Source organism: Phaeobacter sp. JH20_08, from assembly GCF_048056635.1.
Lineage (GTDB): Bacteria > Pseudomonadota > Alphaproteobacteria > Rhodobacterales > Rhodobacteraceae > Phaeobacter > Phaeobacter bryozoorum.
Genome location: NZ_JAYMVV010000011.1, coordinates 125,973 through 144,963, shown reverse-complemented (window position 1 = coordinate 144,963; position 18,991 = coordinate 125,973). Strand labels below are relative to the sequence as shown.

18 protein-coding genes are annotated in these 18,991 nt (G+C 63.5%); 8 read left to right on the top strand and 10 right to left on the bottom strand.

What is annotated here, in order from left to right; all coding sequences use genetic code 11:
- The first annotated feature begins 38 nt into the window (after window positions 1-38).
- From speB (VWY75_RS11230) to VWY75_RS11220, 3 genes are read left to right on the top strand one after another with little or no spacing between them, the layout of a single operon-like run.
- Window positions 39-1,004, top strand: coding sequence for an agmatinase (speB, locus tag VWY75_RS11230; protein ID WP_340545893.1), 966 nt, complete (start codon window positions 39-41; stop codon window positions 1,002-1,004).
- Window positions 1,001-1,948: an agmatinase gene (gene speB / locus VWY75_RS11225; protein ID WP_340545892.1), complete on the top strand. Its 948-nt coding sequence runs from the start codon at window positions 1,001-1,003 to the stop codon at window positions 1,946-1,948. Before speB (VWY75_RS11230) ends, speB (VWY75_RS11225) begins: the two co-directional genes overlap by 4 nt.
- A gap of 44 nt (window positions 1,949-1,992) precedes the next feature.
- Window positions 1,993-2,415 carry a DUF1499 domain-containing protein gene (locus tag VWY75_RS11220; protein ID WP_340545891.1) on the top strand — a complete coding sequence of 141 codons (423 nt, stop codon included), beginning with the start codon at window positions 1,993-1,995 and terminating at the stop codon, window positions 2,413-2,415.
- 82 nt (window positions 2,416-2,497) lie between these two features.
- Here the strand turns inward: VWY75_RS11220 and VWY75_RS11215 are convergent, their stop codons facing one another.
- Window positions 2,498-2,785 carry a hypothetical protein gene (locus VWY75_RS11215; RefSeq protein ID WP_416539169.1) on the bottom strand — a complete coding sequence of 96 codons (288 nt, stop codon included), beginning with the start codon at window positions 2,783-2,785 and terminating at the stop codon, window positions 2,498-2,500.
- A 173-nt stretch (window positions 2,786-2,958) separates the two neighbouring features.
- Between VWY75_RS11215 and prfA the strand changes: the two genes are divergently transcribed.
- From prfA to VWY75_RS11200, 3 genes are all read left to right on the top strand, one after another.
- Window positions 2,959-4,014, top strand: coding sequence for a peptide chain release factor 1 (gene prfA, locus VWY75_RS11210; protein ID WP_340546327.1), 1,056 nt, complete (start codon window positions 2,959-2,961; stop codon window positions 4,012-4,014).
- Window positions 4,011-4,868: a peptide chain release factor N(5)-glutamine methyltransferase gene (gene prmC / locus VWY75_RS11205; RefSeq protein ID WP_416538953.1), complete on the top strand. Its 858-nt coding sequence runs from the start codon at window positions 4,011-4,013 to the stop codon at window positions 4,866-4,868. The genes prfA and prmC overlap by 4 nt, the downstream gene beginning before the upstream one ends.
- 224 nt (window positions 4,869-5,092) lie before the next feature.
- Window positions 5,093-5,803 carry a DUF4167 domain-containing protein gene (locus VWY75_RS11200; protein ID WP_416534218.1) on the top strand — a complete coding sequence of 237 codons (711 nt, stop codon included), beginning with the start codon at window positions 5,093-5,095 and terminating at the stop codon, window positions 5,801-5,803.
- A 141-nt stretch (window positions 5,804-5,944) separates the two neighbouring features.
- Here the strand turns inward: VWY75_RS11200 and rsmA are convergent, their stop codons facing one another.
- The 6 genes from rsmA to lptF all read right to left on the bottom strand — a co-directional run bounded on the left by rsmA (window position 5,945) and on the right by lptF (window position 13,569).
- Window positions 5,945-6,790 (bottom strand): 16S rRNA (adenine(1518)-N(6)/adenine(1519)-N(6))-dimethyltransferase RsmA, encoded by an 846-nt coding sequence (gene rsmA / locus VWY75_RS11195; RefSeq protein WP_340545888.1) that lies wholly within the window; start codon window positions 6,788-6,790, stop codon window positions 5,945-5,947.
- Between the two features lie 85 nt (window positions 6,791-6,875).
- Entirely contained in the window at window positions 6,876-7,880 is a 1,005-nt protein-coding gene (pdxA, locus tag VWY75_RS11190; RefSeq protein WP_416538952.1) for a 4-hydroxythreonine-4-phosphate dehydrogenase PdxA, read from the bottom strand.
- Entirely contained in the window at window positions 7,877-9,145 is a 1,269-nt protein-coding gene (locus tag VWY75_RS11185; protein WP_416538951.1) for a peptidylprolyl isomerase, read from the bottom strand. The genes pdxA and VWY75_RS11185 overlap by 4 nt, the downstream gene beginning before the upstream one ends.
- Window positions 9,130-11,316, bottom strand: a complete 2,187-nt coding sequence (locus VWY75_RS11180) for an LPS-assembly protein LptD (RefSeq protein WP_416538950.1) — start codon at window positions 11,314-11,316, stop codon at window positions 9,130-9,132. The genes VWY75_RS11185 and VWY75_RS11180 overlap by 16 nt, the downstream gene beginning before the upstream one ends.
- 1 nt (window position 11,317) lies before the next feature.
- Window positions 11,318-12,421, bottom strand: a complete 1,104-nt coding sequence (gene lptG / locus VWY75_RS11175) for an LPS export ABC transporter permease LptG (protein ID WP_340545884.1) — start codon at window positions 12,419-12,421, stop codon at window positions 11,318-11,320.
- The gene (gene lptF / locus VWY75_RS11170) at window positions 12,418-13,569 is read right to left on the bottom strand and encodes an LPS export ABC transporter permease LptF (RefSeq protein WP_416538949.1); all 1,152 of its coding nucleotides are present in this window, start codon (window positions 13,567-13,569) and stop codon (window positions 12,418-12,420) included. The genes lptG and lptF overlap by 4 nt, the downstream gene beginning before the upstream one ends.
- 226 nt (window positions 13,570-13,795) lie before the next feature.
- On the opposite strand from lptF, the gene VWY75_RS11165 reads away from it, so the two are divergent.
- Window positions 13,796-15,271 (top strand): leucyl aminopeptidase, encoded by a 1,476-nt coding sequence (locus VWY75_RS11165; RefSeq protein WP_416538948.1) that lies wholly within the window; start codon window positions 13,796-13,798, stop codon window positions 15,269-15,271.
- 20 nt (window positions 15,272-15,291) lie between these two features.
- Window positions 15,292-15,756, top strand: coding sequence for a DNA polymerase III subunit chi (locus tag VWY75_RS11160; RefSeq protein WP_416538947.1), 465 nt, complete (start codon window positions 15,292-15,294; stop codon window positions 15,754-15,756).
- Window positions 15,757-15,789: 33 nt separating this feature from the next.
- Here VWY75_RS11160 and VWY75_RS11155 read toward each other — a convergent pair whose 3' ends face one another.
- From VWY75_RS11155 to VWY75_RS11145, 3 genes are all read right to left on the bottom strand, one after another.
- Window positions 15,790-16,371 (bottom strand): retropepsin-like aspartic protease family protein, encoded by a 582-nt coding sequence (locus tag VWY75_RS11155; RefSeq protein ID WP_416534211.1) that lies wholly within the window; start codon window positions 16,369-16,371, stop codon window positions 15,790-15,792.
- Window positions 16,372-16,440: 69 nt separating this feature from the next.
- Window positions 16,441-17,064, bottom strand: coding sequence for a MarC family protein (locus VWY75_RS11150; protein WP_340545879.1), 624 nt, complete (start codon window positions 17,062-17,064; stop codon window positions 16,441-16,443).
- A complete protein-coding gene (locus VWY75_RS11145) occupies window positions 17,061-18,914 on the bottom strand; it encodes an ABC-F family ATP-binding cassette domain-containing protein (RefSeq protein WP_340545878.1) in 1,854 nt (617 codons plus the stop codon). Before VWY75_RS11145 ends, VWY75_RS11150 begins: the two co-directional genes overlap by 4 nt.
- Window positions 18,915-18,991 lie beyond the last annotated feature (77 nt).

Below are 18,991 nucleotides of genomic sequence, written 5' to 3'. Positions count from 1 at the left end.
AGGAGATGGCCATAACCCGAGAAGAGGGAGCAGTCTGCATGGCGCTAGAAGACGCAAAGAAACAGGTCGATCAGGCCTTCACCCGCGACGACCTGAAGGGGTTGAGCTTTGAAAACACCTTTGGCGGGGCGACGTCCTTTCTGCGGCGCCGCTACACCAAGGACCTGACCCATGCGGATATTGCCGTCACAGGCATCCCCTTTGATCAGGCGGTGACGAACCGCCCCGGCACCAGGCTTGGCCCCCGCGCGGTGCGTGAAGCCTCGGCCCTGCAAAGCCCCGATGCCCCCTATGGCTGGGACATTTGCCCGGCAAGCGAGCTGGCGATTGTCGACTACGGCGATCTGGCCTTTGACTACGCCAATGTCGCGGCCTTCCCCGACACGCTCACCGAGCACATCCGCGGCATTCTGGCGACCGATACGGCTTCGGTGGCCATCGGTGGCGACCACTATGTGTCCTTCCCCATCCTCAAGGCCTATGCCGAGAAATACGGCCCGATTTCGCTGCTGCATTTCGATGCCCATAGCGACACCTGGCAGGATGATGATTTCAGCCGCGTCGATCATGGCACGATGTTCTACAAGGCGGTGAAATCCGGCATCATTGACCCCAAGACCTCTGTTCAGGTGGGTATTCGGACCACCAATGAGGACAATCTCGGCGTGCCCACCATCGACGCGCCCACCGTGCATGAGATTGGCCCGGACGAAACCGCGCGCCGTATTCGCGACGTGCTGGGTGACCGGCCGGTTTACCTGACCTTCGATATCGACTGTCTGGATCCGGCCTATGCGCCGGGCACCGGCACGCCGGTCTGGGGCGGTCTGACCTCGGCGCAGGCCGACGCCATCCTGAAAAACCTGCGCGGTATCAACATCCTGGGCGGCGATGTGGTTGAAGTGTCGCCCCCCTTTGACACCACCGGCGCCACCGCCATCGCAGGCGCGCATGTCGCCATGAGCATTATCTGTCTTCTGAGCTGGAGAATTACGGGCCGATGACTGACTTTAACCAGCCGATCAGCGGCAATGATCTGGCGCGGTTCTCCGGGCCGAACACCTTTATGCGGCTGCCGCAGGCGACCTCTCTGGAGGGGCTGGATGTGGCCATTCTGGGTGTGCCGATGGATATCGGCACCTCCTGGCGCTCAGGGACCCGCTTTGGGCCAAAGCAGATCCGCGCCGAAAGCGCGATGATCCGACCTTATAACATGACCAGCGGTGCGGCGCCCTTTGACAGTCTGAACATTGGCGATATCGGCGATCTGGCGATCAACACGTTCTCGCTGCCCGACAGCCTGCGCATCATTCAGGAAAGCTACAGCGCCATCCTGTCCAGCGACGTGACGCCGGTCGCGATGGGTGGCGATCATTCGATCACCCTGCCGATCCTGCGCGCGATTGCGGAAAAATACGGGCCTGTCGCATTGGTCCATGTCGATGCCCATGCGGATGTGAACGACGATATGTTCGGTGAGCGCGAGACCCACGGGACGGTCTTCAGGCGCGCCTATGAAGAGGGGCTGATCGTCGCGGACAAGACCTATCAGATCGGCCTGCGCGGCACAGGCTACGGGGCGGATGATTTCAAGGAGGCGCAGCGCTGGGGGTTTCAGCATTTCCCCGCAAGCGAGCTGTGGAACCGCTCCCTGCACGGGATGGGTGCGGAAATTCGTCGCGATATCGGCAATAGGCCGGTCTATGTCTCCTATGATATCGATAGTCTGGACCCGGCCTATGCACCGGGTACCGGCACGCCGGAAATCGGTGGGCTGACCACACCGCAGGCGCTGGAACTGATCCGCGCCCTGCGGGGTTTGAATATTGTGGGCTGCGATATGGTCGAAGTATCGCCGCCTTATGACACGTCGGGCAACACGGCGCTGACAGCGGCCAACCTGCTGTATGAGCTGCTCTGTGTGCTGCCGGGTGTGACAACCAAATAAGGCCGGCTGTCCAGTGGCAGCCGCCACGAGGGAGAGCGGACCATATGGGTCGAGTGATGATATTTGTCTGGCTGAGCATCGCGGCGGTTGTTGTGGTGCTCGGGTTTATCCGGCTGGCGCCCAGCGATCCGCTGGACTGGAACACCCAGCCTGAATTCACCGAAGACAAGACCTTTCGCGGTGGCGTGTTCCGGGTGCTGCGCAGTGGCGAGGACGGGCTGGAGCGGTTCCACAACGTTGCCAGCAACGCTCCGCGCACCCGTGTGCTGGCCGGTTCGGTTGAGGATGAGATGGTCACCTATGTGACGCGTACGCGGTTTCTGGGCTTTCCCGATTACACCACCGCGCGGCAGGATGGCGATCTGCTGAAAGTCTATGCCCGTCTGCGGTTTGGCCGCTCCGATCTGGGCGCCAACAATGACCGGATCAACAGCTGGATCGCGCAGATGGCGCCCGCACCGCAATAGCGCCCTGATGCGGATCTCCCGGCCGCGTATGCTGCCCGGCCTGATATGACAGGCCAATCTCAACAAACGCATATCGGAGGGATCAGATCCGTGGCAGCGGCTCCGCAGCCGTCGAGATGGCCGGCGCCGTATCAGCCTCAGCCGCAAGGCAGCCCGCCTGAACTTCGCGCCACATCGGCACATTCAGCGACATTTGGCATTGGGCCGTGAACATGCGCCCGTCGACCTGCAGGCAGACAAATTCGCCCAGCTCAACCCGGCTGCCGCTCTTGTCGGTGCAATAACAGTCGATCGTGCGCCCATTTGGCGCGACAACATCGGCCTGAATGGGCGACGCGGTTGCGCTCCACGACAGCGCAAACCCCAGCAGATACAGCAAAGAGCGGGGCAGGCCTGGTGTCGCAGGCGGCAGCCACCCAAGCTCAGGCAGGCGGCGCTGCGCATGATCCTTTCCCGCAATATGAGGACTGGCATGTTGCATGACCCTAGCATATCACAAGGGCAGCCTTGCGCAAAAGACAGATCGATACGGATATTGCACGCATGATCCCCGAAGACCGCCTCGAGCAGATTTTACAACGGTTTCAGTATCTTGAGGCCGCAATGGCAGAGGGTGTCGCAGGCGGCGATATTGCGGCTCTGGCCAAGGAATATTCCGATCTGCGCCCGGTTGCCGAGCAGATCAGCGCCTATCGCCGCCTGCTGTCCGATCTTCAGGAAGCAGAAGACATGCTCGCCGATCCCGATATGGCGGCGCTGGCGGAGGAGGAGCTGCCCCAGCTGCGCGCGGCGTTGCCCGAGGCCGAACATGCGCTACAACTGGCGCTGCTGCCCCGGGATGAGGCCGACAGCCGCCCGGCCATTCTGGAAATCCGCCCCGGCACCGGCGGCGATGAGGCGGCCCTGTTCGCCGGGGATCTGCTGCGCATGTATCAGCGCTACGCCGAGGCGCGGGGCTGGGGGTTTGACATCATCGAGGAACAGACAACCGAACTCGGCGGGCTGAAAGAGGTGGTCGCCCATGTCAAAGGCGAAAACGTCTTTGCCCGGTTGAAATATGAGTCCGGTGTCCACCGCGTGCAGCGCGTTCCGGTGACCGAATCCGGCGGGCGCATCCACACCTCTGCCGCCACGGTTGCGGTGCTGCCCGAGGCAGAGGATGTCGATCTGCGCATTGATCCGGCGGATCTGCGGATCGACACCATGCGCGCCTCCGGGGCCGGTGGCCAGCATGTGAACACCACCGATTCCGCTGTGCGGATCACCCATATTCCCACCGGTATTATTGTGGTCAGCTCCGAGAAATCGCAGCACCGCAACCGCGAGATCGCGATGCAGGTCATGCGCACGCGGCTTTACGATCTGGAGCGCCAGCGCATCGACAGTGAACGGTCCGCCGATCGCGCCAGTCAGGTTGGCTCTGGCGACCGGTCGGAGCGGATCCGTACCTACAACTTTCCGCAGGGCCGGATGTCGGATCACCGTATCAACCTGACGCTCTATAAGCTTGACCAGATCATGCAGGGCGATCTGGACGAGATCATCGACGCGCTGACGGCGGACGATCAGGCGCGGCTGCTGGCCGAGATGGGCCAATGAACGCGCCGCAGACAGCCGCTCAGGCGATGGCTGCCGCTGCGGCCCGGCTGCGCGCGGCCGGTGTGCCGGACCCGGCGCGCGATGCGCGGATCCTGCTGGCCCATGCCGCCCGGATCGAGGCCAGCCGCGTGACCCTGATCGCGCCCGAAGATCTGGCGCCTGAAATCGCCGAGCGCTATGAGCAGCTCATCGCCCTGCGCGCCATCCGGGTGCCGGTGTCTCAGCTGATTGGCGAGCGGGAGTTTTATGGCCGCCGCTTCAAGGTCTCCGGCGATGTGCTGGATCCGCGTCCTGAAACCGAAACCCTGATCGAGGCGGCGTTGGCCGAACCGTTCTCGCGGGTGCTGGACCTCGGCCTTGGTTCGGGCTGCATTCTGGTCACCCTGCTGGCCGAGCAGCGTGCCGCGACCGGCGTTGGCGTCGATCTGAGCGAAGCTGCCTGCCTTCAGGCGAGCGCCAATGCGGTGCTGCACCGGGTTGAGGCGCGTGCCGAAATCCTGCAGTCGGACTGGTTTTCCGCCGTCGAGGGGAAGTTCGATCTGATTGTCTCCAACCCGCCCTATATCGCGCTTGACGAAATGTCGGAGCTTTCGGATGAGGTGCGCGCCCATGAGCCGGAGATGGCGCTGACGGATGGCGGCGACGGGCTTGGCGCCTATCGGACCATCGCCGCCGATCTCGGCGATCATCTGGCCGCAGGGGGGCGGGTCTTTCTGGAGATCGGCCCGACGCAGGGTACGGCGGTCAGTGATCTTCTGCTGTCGGCCGGGTTGAAAGAGGTCCGCATCCTGCCGGATATGGATGGGCGCGACCGGGTGGTCTGTGGCCGCAGCTGTGGCCAAAACAGCTCCTAAACCCGTGAAAATGGCCTGAATTTGTAGTTTCGTAAGAAAAAGCACCGATAATCGCCTGGACCCCCTTGTCTGAAAGGGCGGAACATGATTACTCAAAGAAGTCGCTTTAGGGTGAGGTAAAGAATACCTCCCGGCGACATCAAGCCCAAAATGGTCGATGATCCGGCGCAGAGGCGCGCTGGTATGGATCCACGACAAATACAATCAAGGCTGACGTTAGGCATATGAGATCGTCCAAATCACGTTCGCGTTCCAAGTCGAACCGGAACCGCCCAGCAGGCGCAAATGTTGTCAACCGCGTGTTCGACAGCTCCGGCCCCGAAGGCAAGGTACGCGGAACGCCGCAACAGATCATCGACAAATACAATCAGCTGGCGCGCGATGCCCAGCTGAGCAATGATCGCGTTGCCACCGAGAATTTCCAACAGCATGCTGAGCATTACCTGCGTATGCTGAACGAAGCGCAACGCGAAATTGATGCGCGTCGCGAAGAGCAGGAACGCCAGAACCGCGAGCGTCAGGCTGAGCGGGACCGTGAACGCGCAGAGCGTCTGGAGCGCCAGGAACGCGAGGCGGGCAGCCGCTCCGACGATCCGTCCGCCGCGCCCCAGCCCGACGTGATGGATCCGCGCGATGGCAATGGTGACAGTGGCCTGGTGGAAACACCCGAGAGCCGCGATCAGTCCGCCGCCGACAGCGACGGCGACAGCAAACCGGCAAAGCCAGCAGCGCGCAAACCGCGCAGCCGCAAGCCCAAAGCTGAGGGCGACAAGCCTGACAGCAGCTCGACCGATGAGGCAAACGCGGACGCGCCCAAGGCGGGCGCCGATGCCCCGGCAGCAGATGGGGCCGCGGCACCGGAACGCAAACCAGCACCTCGGCGCAAGCCCAAGCCGAAACCCACGGCTGAAGACGCTCCCGAAGCGGCCGAATAATCCGCAGGCCGGCCGTTCGACCGGATCGAAGGATACAGGGATAGATAAAAAGCCCGGTCTCAGCTGAGACCGGGCTTTTCTCTTGTCGGTCACATTGCGGACAGCCTGGGATGGATGTTGTTGCCTGTCTGGCGTGGCTGGTCAGGATTCGTTCTTCAGGCTTCGCGCCAGCGCGCAGAAGGCTTCCAGCCCGACCTGTTCCGCCCGCTCGGTTGGTGGAATGCCCACCGCCACAAGGTGATCCTCAATATCGGGGCTCACGCTCTTGAGACTGGCGCGCAGCATCTTGCGGCGCTGGTTGAAGGCGGCGGCCACCACCTTGTTCAGCGTGCCGGCATCTGCCGGATACCGGGGTGCCTCCAGCGCTTTCAGATGCACCACCGCGCTATGGACCTTGGGTGGCGGGCTGAAGGCCTCCGGCGGCAGCGACAGCACGATGCGGGCATCGGCGCGCCATTGCGCCAGCAGCGCCAGTCGTCCATAGGCCTTGCTGCCGGGCTGCGCGACGATCCGTTCGGCGACCTCGCGCTGGAACATCAGCGTCAGGCTCTGCCAGAAGGGCGGCCAGGCCTTTGGTGTCAGCCAGCGCACCAGCAGTTCGGTACCGACGTTGTAGGGCAGGTTGGCGGCGATGCGGATGGGCGGTGTCAGATGGGTGAGCGGGTTCACCTCCAGCGCGTCACCTTCGATGACCTGCAACCGGCCCGGATAGGCCGCGGCCACCTCTGCGAGTGCGGGGATGCAGCGGCTGTCCTTCTCCACCGCCAGCACGCGCCGCGCGCCTTCGGCCAGCAGACCGCGGGTCAGACCGCCGGGACCGGGACCGATTTCCAGCACGTCGCATTCGCTGAGGTCGCCGGCCTGGCGGGCAATTTTTGCCGTCAGGTTCAGATCCAGAAGAAAATTCTGCCCCAGCGATTTGCGCGCCGAGAGCTGGTGGGTCTCGATCACCTCACGCAGGGGAGGAAGGGAGTCGATAGCGCTCATATCATCTGTACCTTGGGACGGGGCGCAGCGGCTGCGCCTTAGATTTTCATGCCTCCGGCGGGGATATTTCCGGCCAGAAGAAGTTTCAAGTGCTGCTGGCCGCGTTCGGGGTCCGGCGCTGCGCCATGGATTGCGCCAGCCGCAGCGCCTCGATCAGGCTGGAGGGGTTGGCGATCCCCTGACCGGCGATATCGCAGGCAGTGCCGTGATCCGGCGAGGTGCGGATGAACGGCAGCCCCAGCGTGACATTGACGCCGCGATCGAAATCAAGCGTCTTGATCGGGATCAGCGCCTGATCGTGATACATGCAGATCGCCGCGTCATAACGCGCGCGTGCGGCGGCATGGAACATCGTGTCGGCAGGGTGCGGCCCAGAGAGCGTATAGGCGCCGCCCTGCATATCGGCAATCAGCCCGCGCATCCAATCCAGCTCTTCGTGGCCCATGGCGCCATCTTCACCGGCGTGGGGGTTCAGCCCCGCAACTGCAATCCGGGGGTGGGCCAGGCCAAACTGGTCCCGCAGCCCCTGCGCGGTGATTTCAATCGTGCGGCGCAGGCCGTCGGCCGTCAGCTGCCGCGGGACCTGTGACAGAGGGATATGGATGGTGGCGGGCACCACTCGCAGCTCCGGGCTTGCCAACATCATGACGACATTTGGCGTGCCGCCCAGATGGGCGAGAAACTCGGTATGGCCGGGGTAGGCAAATGCGGCGCCGTCAATCAGCGCCTTCTTGTGGATCGGCGCGGTGCAGAGCGCGCTGGCCTCGCCGGATTGCACCAGCGCGACACCGGCCTCAATGGCGCGGATGACACCGGCGGCATTGTCGGGGTTGAGCTGTCCGGGCACGGTTGGGGCGGCAAAGTCGACCCGCAGCACAGGCATAGCGCTGGCACTGACATCGACGGCCTCAGCGGCATTTTCGATCTCTTGCCAGTCTGTTCCCGTGGGCAGGTGTCGCGGATCGCCCAGCCACAGGAACGGGCAACTGTCGCGCAAGTCCTGCCAGGCTTTGACCGCCAGTTCCGGGCCGATGCCCGCCGGTTCCCCACAGCTGAGCGCGATGGGCAAGGGGCGGGCAGGGCGGCTCATTCTCCGCTGATCCGCGCGTCGGCTTTCAGCTGTTCCAGAAGGCTGTCGGCAAAGGCGCCGAGCCGTTGCTGGGTCAGCGCATTGCCGACGCTTTCGCGGCTGGCTTCGGCGTTCACTTCAGCGGTGCGGCCACAGAGCATCAGCAGCATCAGGGTCTGGCCATTGTTGCGGGTCAGCGCCAGCGAGGTCTCATTGGGATCGAGCTTGGCAAGTTCAATGGCGATATCCTGCGGGATCTCACCCGGCGCCAGGGTCTCGCGGTCCAGTACAGAGGGATCCTGACCCTTGGCCACACCATAGAGATCATCGCAGCTGTCAACCGCATTGACCACCTTGGTGCCAGCGGCCAGCGCCTCGGGGGTGCGGCCTCCGGGCAGATAGTAGGCCGCGTATTCGATGGCGGCGTAGCTGGGTGCGGCGCCGCTGGTTTCGCGCAGATCACGCAGCTGGAACAGGGCAACCGCGCCATCCAGCGGCAGCGGCGCAGTGACTTCACCGGGGCGCAGCGCCAGGACGACCTGTTGCAGCTGGGGGGGCAGGTTGGTCAGCGGCATCCAGGGCAGCCGTCCGCCGCTTTGCCGGGTGGCCGTGGCCGAATATTGTTGCGCGGCCTGCGAAAACGCGCTGGTGGTGGTGATCCGGCTGACCTGTTGGGCGATATCCTCGACCTGGGCGGCATTCTGCGCGTTGATCGGCATGATCAGCTCGGACAGGAGCACCTCGACACCACCGGAACCGGCAAGCCCCATGGCGCGGTCGATCTCTTCCTCGCTGGGGCGGGCCTGTGCCAGATAGCGAGCGGCAACATATTCGCGCCATGCAATGCCGACGCGGGTGAAATCGCGCAGGGTTTCAGGCGCCACGCCATTCTGCCCTAGCACATTCAGGAATTCCTGCAGGCTGAGATTGGCGCGGCCGGCCAGTTCGGTCATACCTGCGACAATTTCTTCTTCGGTCGGCTCGATCCCGGCCTGGGCCAGAACGTCGAGTTTCAACCGGTCCTCGATAAGGTCTTCGCGGGCTTTTTCCAGCGGATCGCCCGGATCGCGCAGCAGGGTCAGGAACCGGGCGCGCTGTTGCAGCTCGTAATTTGTGACCACTGCGTCATTCACCGTCACCGCCGGGGCAAACAGCCCCTGTGCCAGGGCGGCGGGGGCGGGGGCGAAGATCACCGCCGCTGCCAGCGCCACGGCTGTTGCGGTCTGGGTCAGTCGCTGAACGAAGGGGGCCGCATCTTGGGGCCGGAAACTCAGGTGTTTTTGCATGATCGCCTGTACTTCTTGCTGCCGCTGTCCACGGAAAACCCGTTTAACGCGATGGTAAAGCCGAAATCCGTTGTCGGCTCAACACTTGTTGTCGATGTATAGCGCCGGTTGACCGAAAGATCGACCGTCACGCATTCGTTGGAATAGACCAGCCCGAGGCCTGCGCGGGTGGCCCGGGCGTCAGAGATGTCGTAGCGCAGATTGGCGCTGGCGGTCCAGCCGGGGCTGACCTCATAGGCACCGTCGAACCAGAGTTCGGAGACCTCCTCGGCGCGGCCTTCGGCGGGATCGGTGCCCAGCCACATATAGGTGCCGGTCAGGCGGCTGCGGTCGGTCATCCAGTCGCCGCGCACCTCCGCCTTGGAGAAGTTGAGTGAGCCGTTCAACAGGCCCCGCGTGGTGATCGCCAGATCATCGTTCAGCTTCAGCTGCGCGGCCATCAGGAGGTCGGAGGAGGTGCCGCCAAGGCCGGAGCTCTTGGTGAACCGACCATCGTCGCTGTCGCGGAACACCTGCCCGATGGTGGCAGAGGCCTGCCAGCCACTGGGCGAGAACCGCGCCCAGTTCAGCCCGAAAGCCACCGTCACCCCGTCCTCGCGCGCATCGGTGGCCGGAAACCGCGACAGATCCAGCAGGTTGCCCCGGTCGAACTCCACGAAATTGCTTTCGTCGTTGGGGACAGCGGTATCGCCGGTATCAGTCCAGCCGATTTGCAGGATCGGTTCCAGAAACTGCGTGGCGCCGGACTGCTCCCGCCGGGTCATCGGCAGGCGGAAGGTGAGCGCGCTGCGTGGGCTGAAGCGCGAGGTGTTGTTGGCAAAGACATCGTCGTCATAGACCGCAAAGGCATCCGCCGCAGCGCCCAGCGACCAGTCCGCCACCAGCCCGTTGGCAAAGCGCCAGCTGCGGTTCCAGTCCACATCAAATGTCGCCCGGCCAATATCGCGGCCGCCCGGATCGGTCAGGTTGCCCCGGATGTCGGAGGTTCGGTTATGACCGTGGGTTTCCAGTGACAGGCGCAGCTCGCCGCCGATCTGCGTCGGGAAAAACCGCCGTTCATAGTAGAGGTTGCCGACGGAGGACGGGATCAGATCCTGATTTTCGCTATCGCGCAGTGTCTTGTAGGAAATCGCGCTGGCGCGGAACAGGCTGTCGCGCTCGACCTTTGTCACCACAACCTCGGAGCGGAGGCGGTCCAGATCACGCAGGCCGTAGTCGACCAGATAGGCATCATCCGACACCGTCTTGAGATCGAACCGCAGCTTGAACGCATTGGGCAGGTCAAAGGTCCCCTCGGCAAAGACATAGCCGCGATCCTCGCCCCGGTAGAGCTCATCCCGGGTATAGGCGCCGTTGATTTCGATCTCGCCACGGCGGAAGGCCTGACGATAGCGCATGTCCAGCGTCCGGGTACGCGACGACAGATAGGGCGACAGCGTCAGGTCACGATGTGGGCCGATGGTCAGGAAATACGGCAGTTTCACCCCGGTGCCGAGGTTCGAGGTGGTGCGGATCGACGGAATCAGAAATCCATTGGCCCGCTCCAGCGTCGGGTCGGGCAGGCGGATGCCGGGGAAATAGAACACCGGCGTGTCCAAGATCCTCAGCTGGGCGTTCTCCAGATAGAGCTGGCGCTCCTGCTGATCGTGGGTGATCCGTTCGGCCCGGATCTGCCAGAGCGGCGGCCGCCCGTCGGTGCAGACATGGCAGGAGGTGACGGCGGTTTTGTAAAGCTGCGTGTAGCGGCCGCCAACGCGGGTCATCTGCAGGGAGGCCAGTTGCAGCTGCTGCTGAAACACCATGCGCGCGCCGACCAGCAGGCCATTGCGCAGATCCCGGTCCAGCTCGGCAGCATCAGCCAGAATGGTGATGTCGCCGCCTTCGTCGATGCGAATGGGGCCTTCGATCTGCAGGGCGCCTTGGGTCTGATCAAAGGTGATCTTCCGCGCCCGGAGCCTGACATCGCCCTGGAACGCTTCGACATTGCCTTCGGCCACCAGGGTACGATCCGGGGTGATGAACAGCTGGTCTGCCACCAGAATTGCGGGCGTATCAGCCGATTGCGCAGCGGCGCCGGGGCGGGCGCTCTGGGCATGGGCGACATCGCTCAGCGCCAGCTGGCCAACCGCCAGCCAGGGCAGAACCGTCGAGAGTAGCAGGGCGCGGCGCATGTTATCCGTCCTCGGCATGTAAGAGTAACCCCATCGTCAGCAGGATCGCCGCCACCGGCGGTGCCCAGCCGGCCAGCGCCACGGGGATCTGGCCATTTTCCCCCAGGATCTGGGCGAAATTGCGCAGGAAATAAAGCCCGAACCCCAGCAGCACCGCTGTCAGAACCGCCAGACCGGTGCCGCCAAACCGCGTATGGCGCATGGTAAAGGCGGCGCCAACCAGCGCCATGGCGATCAGGAACAGCGGTCGCGCCAGTTCCACCTGTAACCAGACCTCATAGCGCTTGGTGGAGAACCCGGCCTCGGACAGCTCGCGGATCGTGGCGGGCAGATCGTAGACGGAGATCCCGGTCGCAGTGCCCAGCGTGTCGCGAATCCGCTCCGATGTCAGCGTGGTCGAGAGGCGCAGTGTCGGGTGCCGCTCGGCGTTGGTCTCGGGGTTCACACCCACGATGAGCGGCCAGACCTTGGCCTTGGTCAGCACCCAGTCGCCGCCATCCAGCGTCGCCTGTTCCGCAAGCGTCTGGCGGATCGGGCGGCCTTCGGGGCCGTAAGAAAGGATCGTCACATCATGGAGCGTGATATCGCCGGTATCGCCGCTGTAGCCGGTGGCGTGGATGACCGATTGCCCCAGCGCGCCGCCCTGCCGCAGCCACAGGCCCTCACCGGTAAGCGACAGCGCGGCCGGGCCGCCGTTGCGGTAGGTCTCCGCCAGATCGCGGTAGCGGTTGGAGGTCGCCGCCACGATCGGGTTCAACGTGCTGACAGCCAGCACCCCGATCAGCGCCGCCAACAACACCGGAGCCGCCAGCGCGCGGATGCCCGAGCGGCCAATGGCGCGGGTCACCACCAGCTCGCTGCTGCGCGCCAGCCCGATGAACAGCACGATGGTGGTGAGGATCATGATCAACGGCAGAAATTCGCTCAGCGCCGCAGGGGTATTGAGCAGCGTCAGGCCGAACAGCTGGCCCAGCGACAGGTCCTGCGCCTCAAACCGGCGGATCTGCTCATTCAGGTCGATCAACATCACAAGCGTTAACAGGACGCCGCAAATCACTGCAAACCATTGCAAAAAGCGGCGCGCGTAATACAGGTCCAGGGTCATGTGGCGCGCTCCCTGCGGGTTTGGCGGCTATGGCGCCGCCGCGCCAGCAGCGGTCCCAGCGGCTTGGCCGCCAATTGCAGAAACGCCAGCCCGACCAGCAGCCCGATCAGCGTCGGCAGGTAGATCAGCGGCCAGAAATCGGCGTTGCGCAGCACCGGCTCGGAGACCACGCCGCGCAGCCCCTCGACAAAGATCAGCAGCACAAAGGCAAGAAGCGCCTGCCGCCAGACTCCAAATCGCGAGAAACCGCCCAGCATCAGGGAGGCAAAGCCGATCAGCACCACAGCGACACAGACCAGGGCACGGGCAAACCGCAGGTGCAGCTCTTCGGCCAGCGCGCCGGCACTATAGGGGCCATCGGCGATCAGCTTCGGCATCTCGCGCAGCAACTCAAGGCTGGGGATGGCGCGGATATTGCGGGTCTTTTCTTCAGCTTTGTTGGCAAGGCTACTGATATCATAGGAAAAATCGGAAAAGATGGTGGAAGACAGGCGCTGGGTCTCAGCGTCGATACGCTGTGACATGCCATCAACCATCACCAGATGGGTCCTGTCGTCGTCGCGCACCAGATAGGCCTTGCCGCCGGTATAGGTGACGCTTTCTGCCGGGTTGCGGCGATCGGACAGGAACACGTCATTGAGCGTCCCATCGGGGTCAATCCGACCAATGTAGAAGGTGACGCCGCGCGCCGGATGCAGGAAATCACCCTCGCTCAACAGCTTGGCCGTCACATTGCGGGCGACCTCGGATTCGCGCTGCTCCAGCGTTGCGATGGAGGCAGGCAGCAGAACATGGGTCAGGATCGACATCATCAGCGCGGTGATCAGGCCAAAGGCCAGCGCCGGTTTCGCCATCTGCCAGGGGCTTGTGCCGGTGGCCCGCAGAACCGTCAGTTCGCTTTCGCTGTTGAGCCGGTTGGTCACCCAGACCGATGCGGCAAAGGCCGCAACCGGCAGCACCATACGCACCAGATTCGGCAGGGCAAGGGCGGTGAATTCCAGGAAAACCAAGGCCGACTGCCCGTCGCCGATCAGCCGGTCAAACAGCACCACAGCGCGGTTGATCCAGAATACGGCCACCAGAATCAAGGCAAAGAACCCGAAAAACAGCAGGTATTGGGACAGCACATATCTGTCGTATCGTGACACGCGATCCCCCCAGATCCTACTGCCCTTGTTTTGAGGAGACCTTAGAGGATTTGTTGGCCGGGGAAAACTGCATTCTGCGGACGCGCGACAGTCGGCCGGTGGCCGCCCGCTAGCCCGTTCGGCGCATCCTTCGACGGCGGTCAAACCATATCTGGCCCTAGTCATTGTCGCACAGGCAGGCTACCTGTTGGGGATTGAGGAATTGACCCTGACAGGAGCCCCGCACATGCGTCCGCTGACCCCTACACGTTTTGTCGAATTTGATCCCAAGACCCTCTCCGAGATTGAGGGCCGTGTGGTGGTTCAGATCACCCCGGAGGGGACATTGGGGCAGGCAGCGCGCACGGCAAACCGGTTGACCAAAGGGGCGCTGGCACGTCTGGTTGAAGCAAAGGGTTTTGAGAAGACCAAGGCGGGCGATGTGATTTCGCTGGCCTGGCCCGCTGGCATGAAAGCCGAGGCGCTGGATATTCTGGTCACCCCGCGCAAGATCAGCGCGATCGAGGCGCGCAAGGCCGGCGCCAAGCTGGCCGCGCGCAGCGATGGAAAATCGGTGACGGTGATGGCAGGCTCCATGCCACGCGCTGCGGATCTGGCGCTGGGGATGGCGCTGCGCGACTATCGCTTTGACGATCACAAGACCGGCGACAAGACCCCCTCCGACGCTGAGGTGGTGATCGCCCATAAATCCCCCGCCGATGTCGAGGCCGCCTATGGCCCGCTGGCAGCCGTGGCCGAAGGTGTCCACATGACCCGCGATCTGGTCAATGAGCCTGCCAATGTGCTGACCACCACCGAATTTGCCAATCGGCTGGCGGAGATGGAAAGCCTCGGACTGAAGGTTGAGGTGCTCGACGAGGACCAGCTGGAAGAGCTGGGCATGCGGACGCTGCTCTGCGTGGGGCAGGGGTCCGACAGCCCGTCGAAAGTGGTGGTGATGCAGTGGAACGGCGGCGAAACCGATGCCGCACCGCTGGCGCTGGTGGGCAAGGGCGTGGTGTTTGACACTGGCGGCATCTCGCTGAAACCGGGCGCGGGTATGGAAGACATGACCATGGATATGGGCGGTGCCGGCGTTGTTGCGGGCACCATGCGGGCGCTGGCCCTGCGCAAGGCGAAAGCCAATGTGGTCGGTCTTGTCGGGCTGGTCGAGAACATGCCGTCTGGCAATGCGACCCGCCCGGGCGATGTCATCAGATCCATGAAGGGCGATACCGTCGAGGTGATCAATACCGACGCCGAGGGGCGCTTGGTTCTCTGCGACGTGATGTGGTACGCGCAGGAGCGCTTCAAACCGGTGGGCATGATCGACCTCGCCACCCTGACTGGCGCCATTATCATCGGCCTTGGCCATGAAAACGCGGGCGTCTTCTCCAATGACGACACCTTCTGCAACCGCTTCCTGAAAGCCGCCGAAGCCGAGGGCGAGGGCGCCTGGCGGATGCCTCTGGGCAAGGCCTATGACGACATGCTGAAATCGCGCATTGCCGACATGAAGAACATCGGTGGCCGCCCGGCCGGGTCGATCACCGCCGCGCAGTTCCTGCAACGTTTCGTCAAGGAAGACACCCCCTGGGTCCATCTGGATATCGCAGGCGTCGCCTCGGTCAAGACAGACACCGACTACGCCCCCAAAGGCGCGACCGGCTGGGGCGTCATGGCGTTGAACCGGCTGGTGCAGAATATGTTCGAGACGGACTGAGACAGGCAGAGATACAGACCATGGGGGCGGCCTATTTCTACCATCTGACCCGGCGTTCGCTTGAAGAGACGCTGCCGGTCCTCCTCGACAAGGCGCTTGGCGCCGGGTGGCGCATTGTCGTGCGCGGGGTGGACCGGCAGCGGATCACGCAGCTGGACGAACGGCTGTGGCTTGGGCCGGAGGAGCAGTTTCTTCCGCATGGTATTCTCGGCGGCCCCCATGATGCGCTTCAGCCCGTTCTGCTCAGCCATGAGACGACGCCGGTGCCCGGCGCCAGCTGCCTGATGGCGGTGGATGGCGCCGAGGTCACGGCGGAGGAGGTTGCCGCGCTGGAGCGGGTCTGCATTCTGTTTGACGGCACCAACCCGGACGCGGTGGCCCGCGCACGGGTGCAGTGGAAATCCCTCACCGATGCGGGATGCTCAGCGCAATATTGGTCCGAAGAGAGCGGGCGCTGGGAGAAAAAGGCCGAGAAAACCGCCTAGGTATCAACCCGCGAAAGGGGGGCGGCGCTGGCCTCAGCGCGTCAGGATCAGCGATCCGTTGCGGATCTCGATACTCGACCAGCGTTGCAGATAATCCATGCCCAGCAGCGATTGATCCATCTGCCCCTCGTTCACCGAAAGCGTGATATCGCGGTCAGTGATGCCGCCCAGCGACATGCTCTTGACCGTGGCCAGCGCAGTGCGCACCTCGCCATTGGCGGTGCGTGCCCGTCCCAGATAGGCAAGGCTTTCGGGATCAATGCCAACCCGTCGGGCATCTTCATCGTTCAGCACCACGGCGCTGGCGCCGGTATCGACCAGGAAGCGCACCGGCACCTCGTTGACATCGACGGTCAGATAATAATGTCCGTCGCGCGCACGCGGCACATCCACGCGCCCCTCGTCGCGCATCACCACCTGCTGCGGCTGCACCGTGCTGCGGATGTCCTCCCACAGGCCGTAACCGGCTATCACGCCAAGGAAGATGAACGCCCAGATCGCCAGCTGCTGCACGGTTTTGCCCAGCCCCTGCCGGTTCTGCACAAATACCCAGGAGCCAACCGCGACCAGCAGCAACACCAGATAGATCAATCGTGGAGTTTCGATGCCGTCCAACTTGTTTCTCCTGCCTTGCGCCGATCTCTCCCCTCAATATGGGGAGGCACCCGGAAAGTTTCGAGAGGCTCAGCCCCCGGCAAATCCAAAGGCCTGCAACCCGTCCAGCACGAATTGCACAGACAGCGCGGCCAGCAGCATCCCCAGCAGCCGTGTCACAACAGTAATGCCGGTCTTGCCCAGCAGCCGTTCAAACAGGCCGGAGAACAGGCACATCAGCAACAGGATGCTCAGCACTGCAAAGACCACCGCCATCACCATGGCAAATCCGGCAAACCCCGGCTGCTGACCGGTCAGCAGGATCACCGTGGCAATTGAGCCCGGCCCGGCAATCAGCGGGATCGCCAGTGGAAAGACCGAGGGATCGTCAAAGTCATCTTCCTCGCTGCGGTCCTCGCGCCGCTTGTTGCGACGTTCAAACAACATGTCGAGCGCGGTCAGGAACAGCAGAACGCCGCCCGCGATGCGAAAGGCGGCCATGGAAATCCCGGCAAACCCCAGCACCGCCTCGCCAAAGGCCGCAAACACCGCCAGCAGCACCGCAGCGGTGATGGTGGAGCGCAGGGCAATCGCCCGCCGCTGCGCTGGCGTCATGCCCTGGGTCAGTGCCAGAAAGATCGGCGTCAATCCAATCGGATCGACAATCACGAACAGCGTCACAAAGGAGGTGATCAAAAAGGCGGTATCGATCATAGCGCTTCTGCCTTTTCCAGTTTTTCAACCGCCTTCAGCCACAGATCCTCTGCCCGGTCCTGCGCCTCCATCACCTCGGCGTATTTGCGTTGCCAGACCAGCGCCTCATCCTTGCGATCTTCATCATAGAGGGCAGGATCGGCCAGTTTCTTGGCCAGTTTGTCACGCATTTCGCTGACCTTCTCCAGCCGTGCCTCGCCTTTGCGCACCTCGGCGCGCAGCGCCTGTAGCGCATCGCGCGACGGGCGTTTGGGCTTTTCCGCCTTGGCCTTGGATTTGCCCGCCGGTTTGTCCCGTGTGAGCAGCAGATCGCGGTAGGAGGGCAGATCGCCTTCATAGGGTTTTACCGTGCCGCCGGAGACCAGCCACAGCCGGTCGGCAACAAGGCTGAGCAGGTGCATATCGTGGCTGACCAGAATGACCGCGCCGGAATAGGCGGTCAGCGCCTCCACCAGCGCCTCGCGGCTTTCGATATCCAGGTGGTTGGTCGGCTCGTCGAGGATCAGCAGATGCGGCGCGGGCAGGGTGGCCAGCAGCAGCGACAGACGCGCCTTTTGCCCACCAGAGAGGCGCCCGACCTCGGTATCCGCCTGATCCGACCCGAGACCAAAGCCTGCCAGCCTTGCGCGCAGACGGGCCTGGCCCTCATTGGGGCGTTCGCGTTGCAGATGCTGCAACGGGGTTTCGTCAATATGCAGCTCATCGACCTGATGCTGGGCAAAGAAGCCGATCCGCAGCTTGCTGGACTGGGTCATCTTGCCCGTCATTACATCCAGCCGGCCCGACAGCATCTTGGAGAGGGTGGATTTGCCCTCACCGTTTTTGCCCAGAAGCGCAATGCGGTCGTCCTGATCAATGCGCAGGTCCAGCCGGCTCAGGATCGTGGTGCCGTCATAGCCCACCGATGCGCCCTCGGTGGCGATGATCGGCGGCGACAGTTCTTCGGGTTCGGGAAAGGTGAAGACCGTGCGCGCGGCGTCTTCGGGCGCGCGGATGGTCTCCATCTTCTCCAGCATCTTGACGCGGCTCTGCGCCTGTTTGGCCTTGCTTGCCTTGGCCTTGAACCGATCGACAAAGGCCTGCAAATGCGCCCGGCGGGCGTCCTGCTTCTTGGCCTGTGCCGCCTGATTGGCGCGGTTGGCAGCGCGCTGGCGGGCAAACTGATCATAGTTGCCGGAATAAAACGTCAGCCCGAGATCTTCGAGATGCAGGATGCCATTCACTGAGCGGTTCAGCAGCTCGCGGTCGTGGCTGATGATGATCACGGTGTGCGGATACTTGACCAGATAGGCCTCCAGCCACAGTGCGCCTTCCAGGTCCAGATAGTTGGTCGGCTCATCGAGCAGCAGCAGATCGGGCTGCGAAAACAGCACCGCCGCCAGCGCGACCCGCATCCGCCAGCCACCGGAGAAATCCGAACAGGGGCGCTGCTGCGCCTCATAGTCGAACCCCAGCCCCTTCAGGATCGAGGCGGCGCGCGCTTCGGCGGACCAGGCGTCGATATCGGCAAGGCGGGTCTGGATTTCGGCAATTCGGCCCGGATCCTGTGCGGTCTCGGCCTCCGCCAGCAGCTCGGCGCGCTCGGTATCGGCGGCCAGCACCGTATCGATCAGCGACACACCCGAGGCTGGCGCCTCCTGCGCGACACCGCCAATGCGCGACCGGCTGGGCAGCGAGATGCTGCCGGATTCCAGCGAGAGCTCATTGCGGATGAGGCGGAACAGGGTGGTCTTGCCGGTGCCGTTGCGGCCCACCAATCCGACCTTGTGGCCTGTGGGGATCGTGGCGCTGGCGCCATCGAACAATAGACGGCCTTCGACCGCATAGGAGATATCGCTGATACGTAACATGGCAGCGGTGTGACCCAGTGACCCGGTGCTGTCAATTGGCCTCGGGGCGTCCAATGGGCCAAAGCGTGCCGCGATGC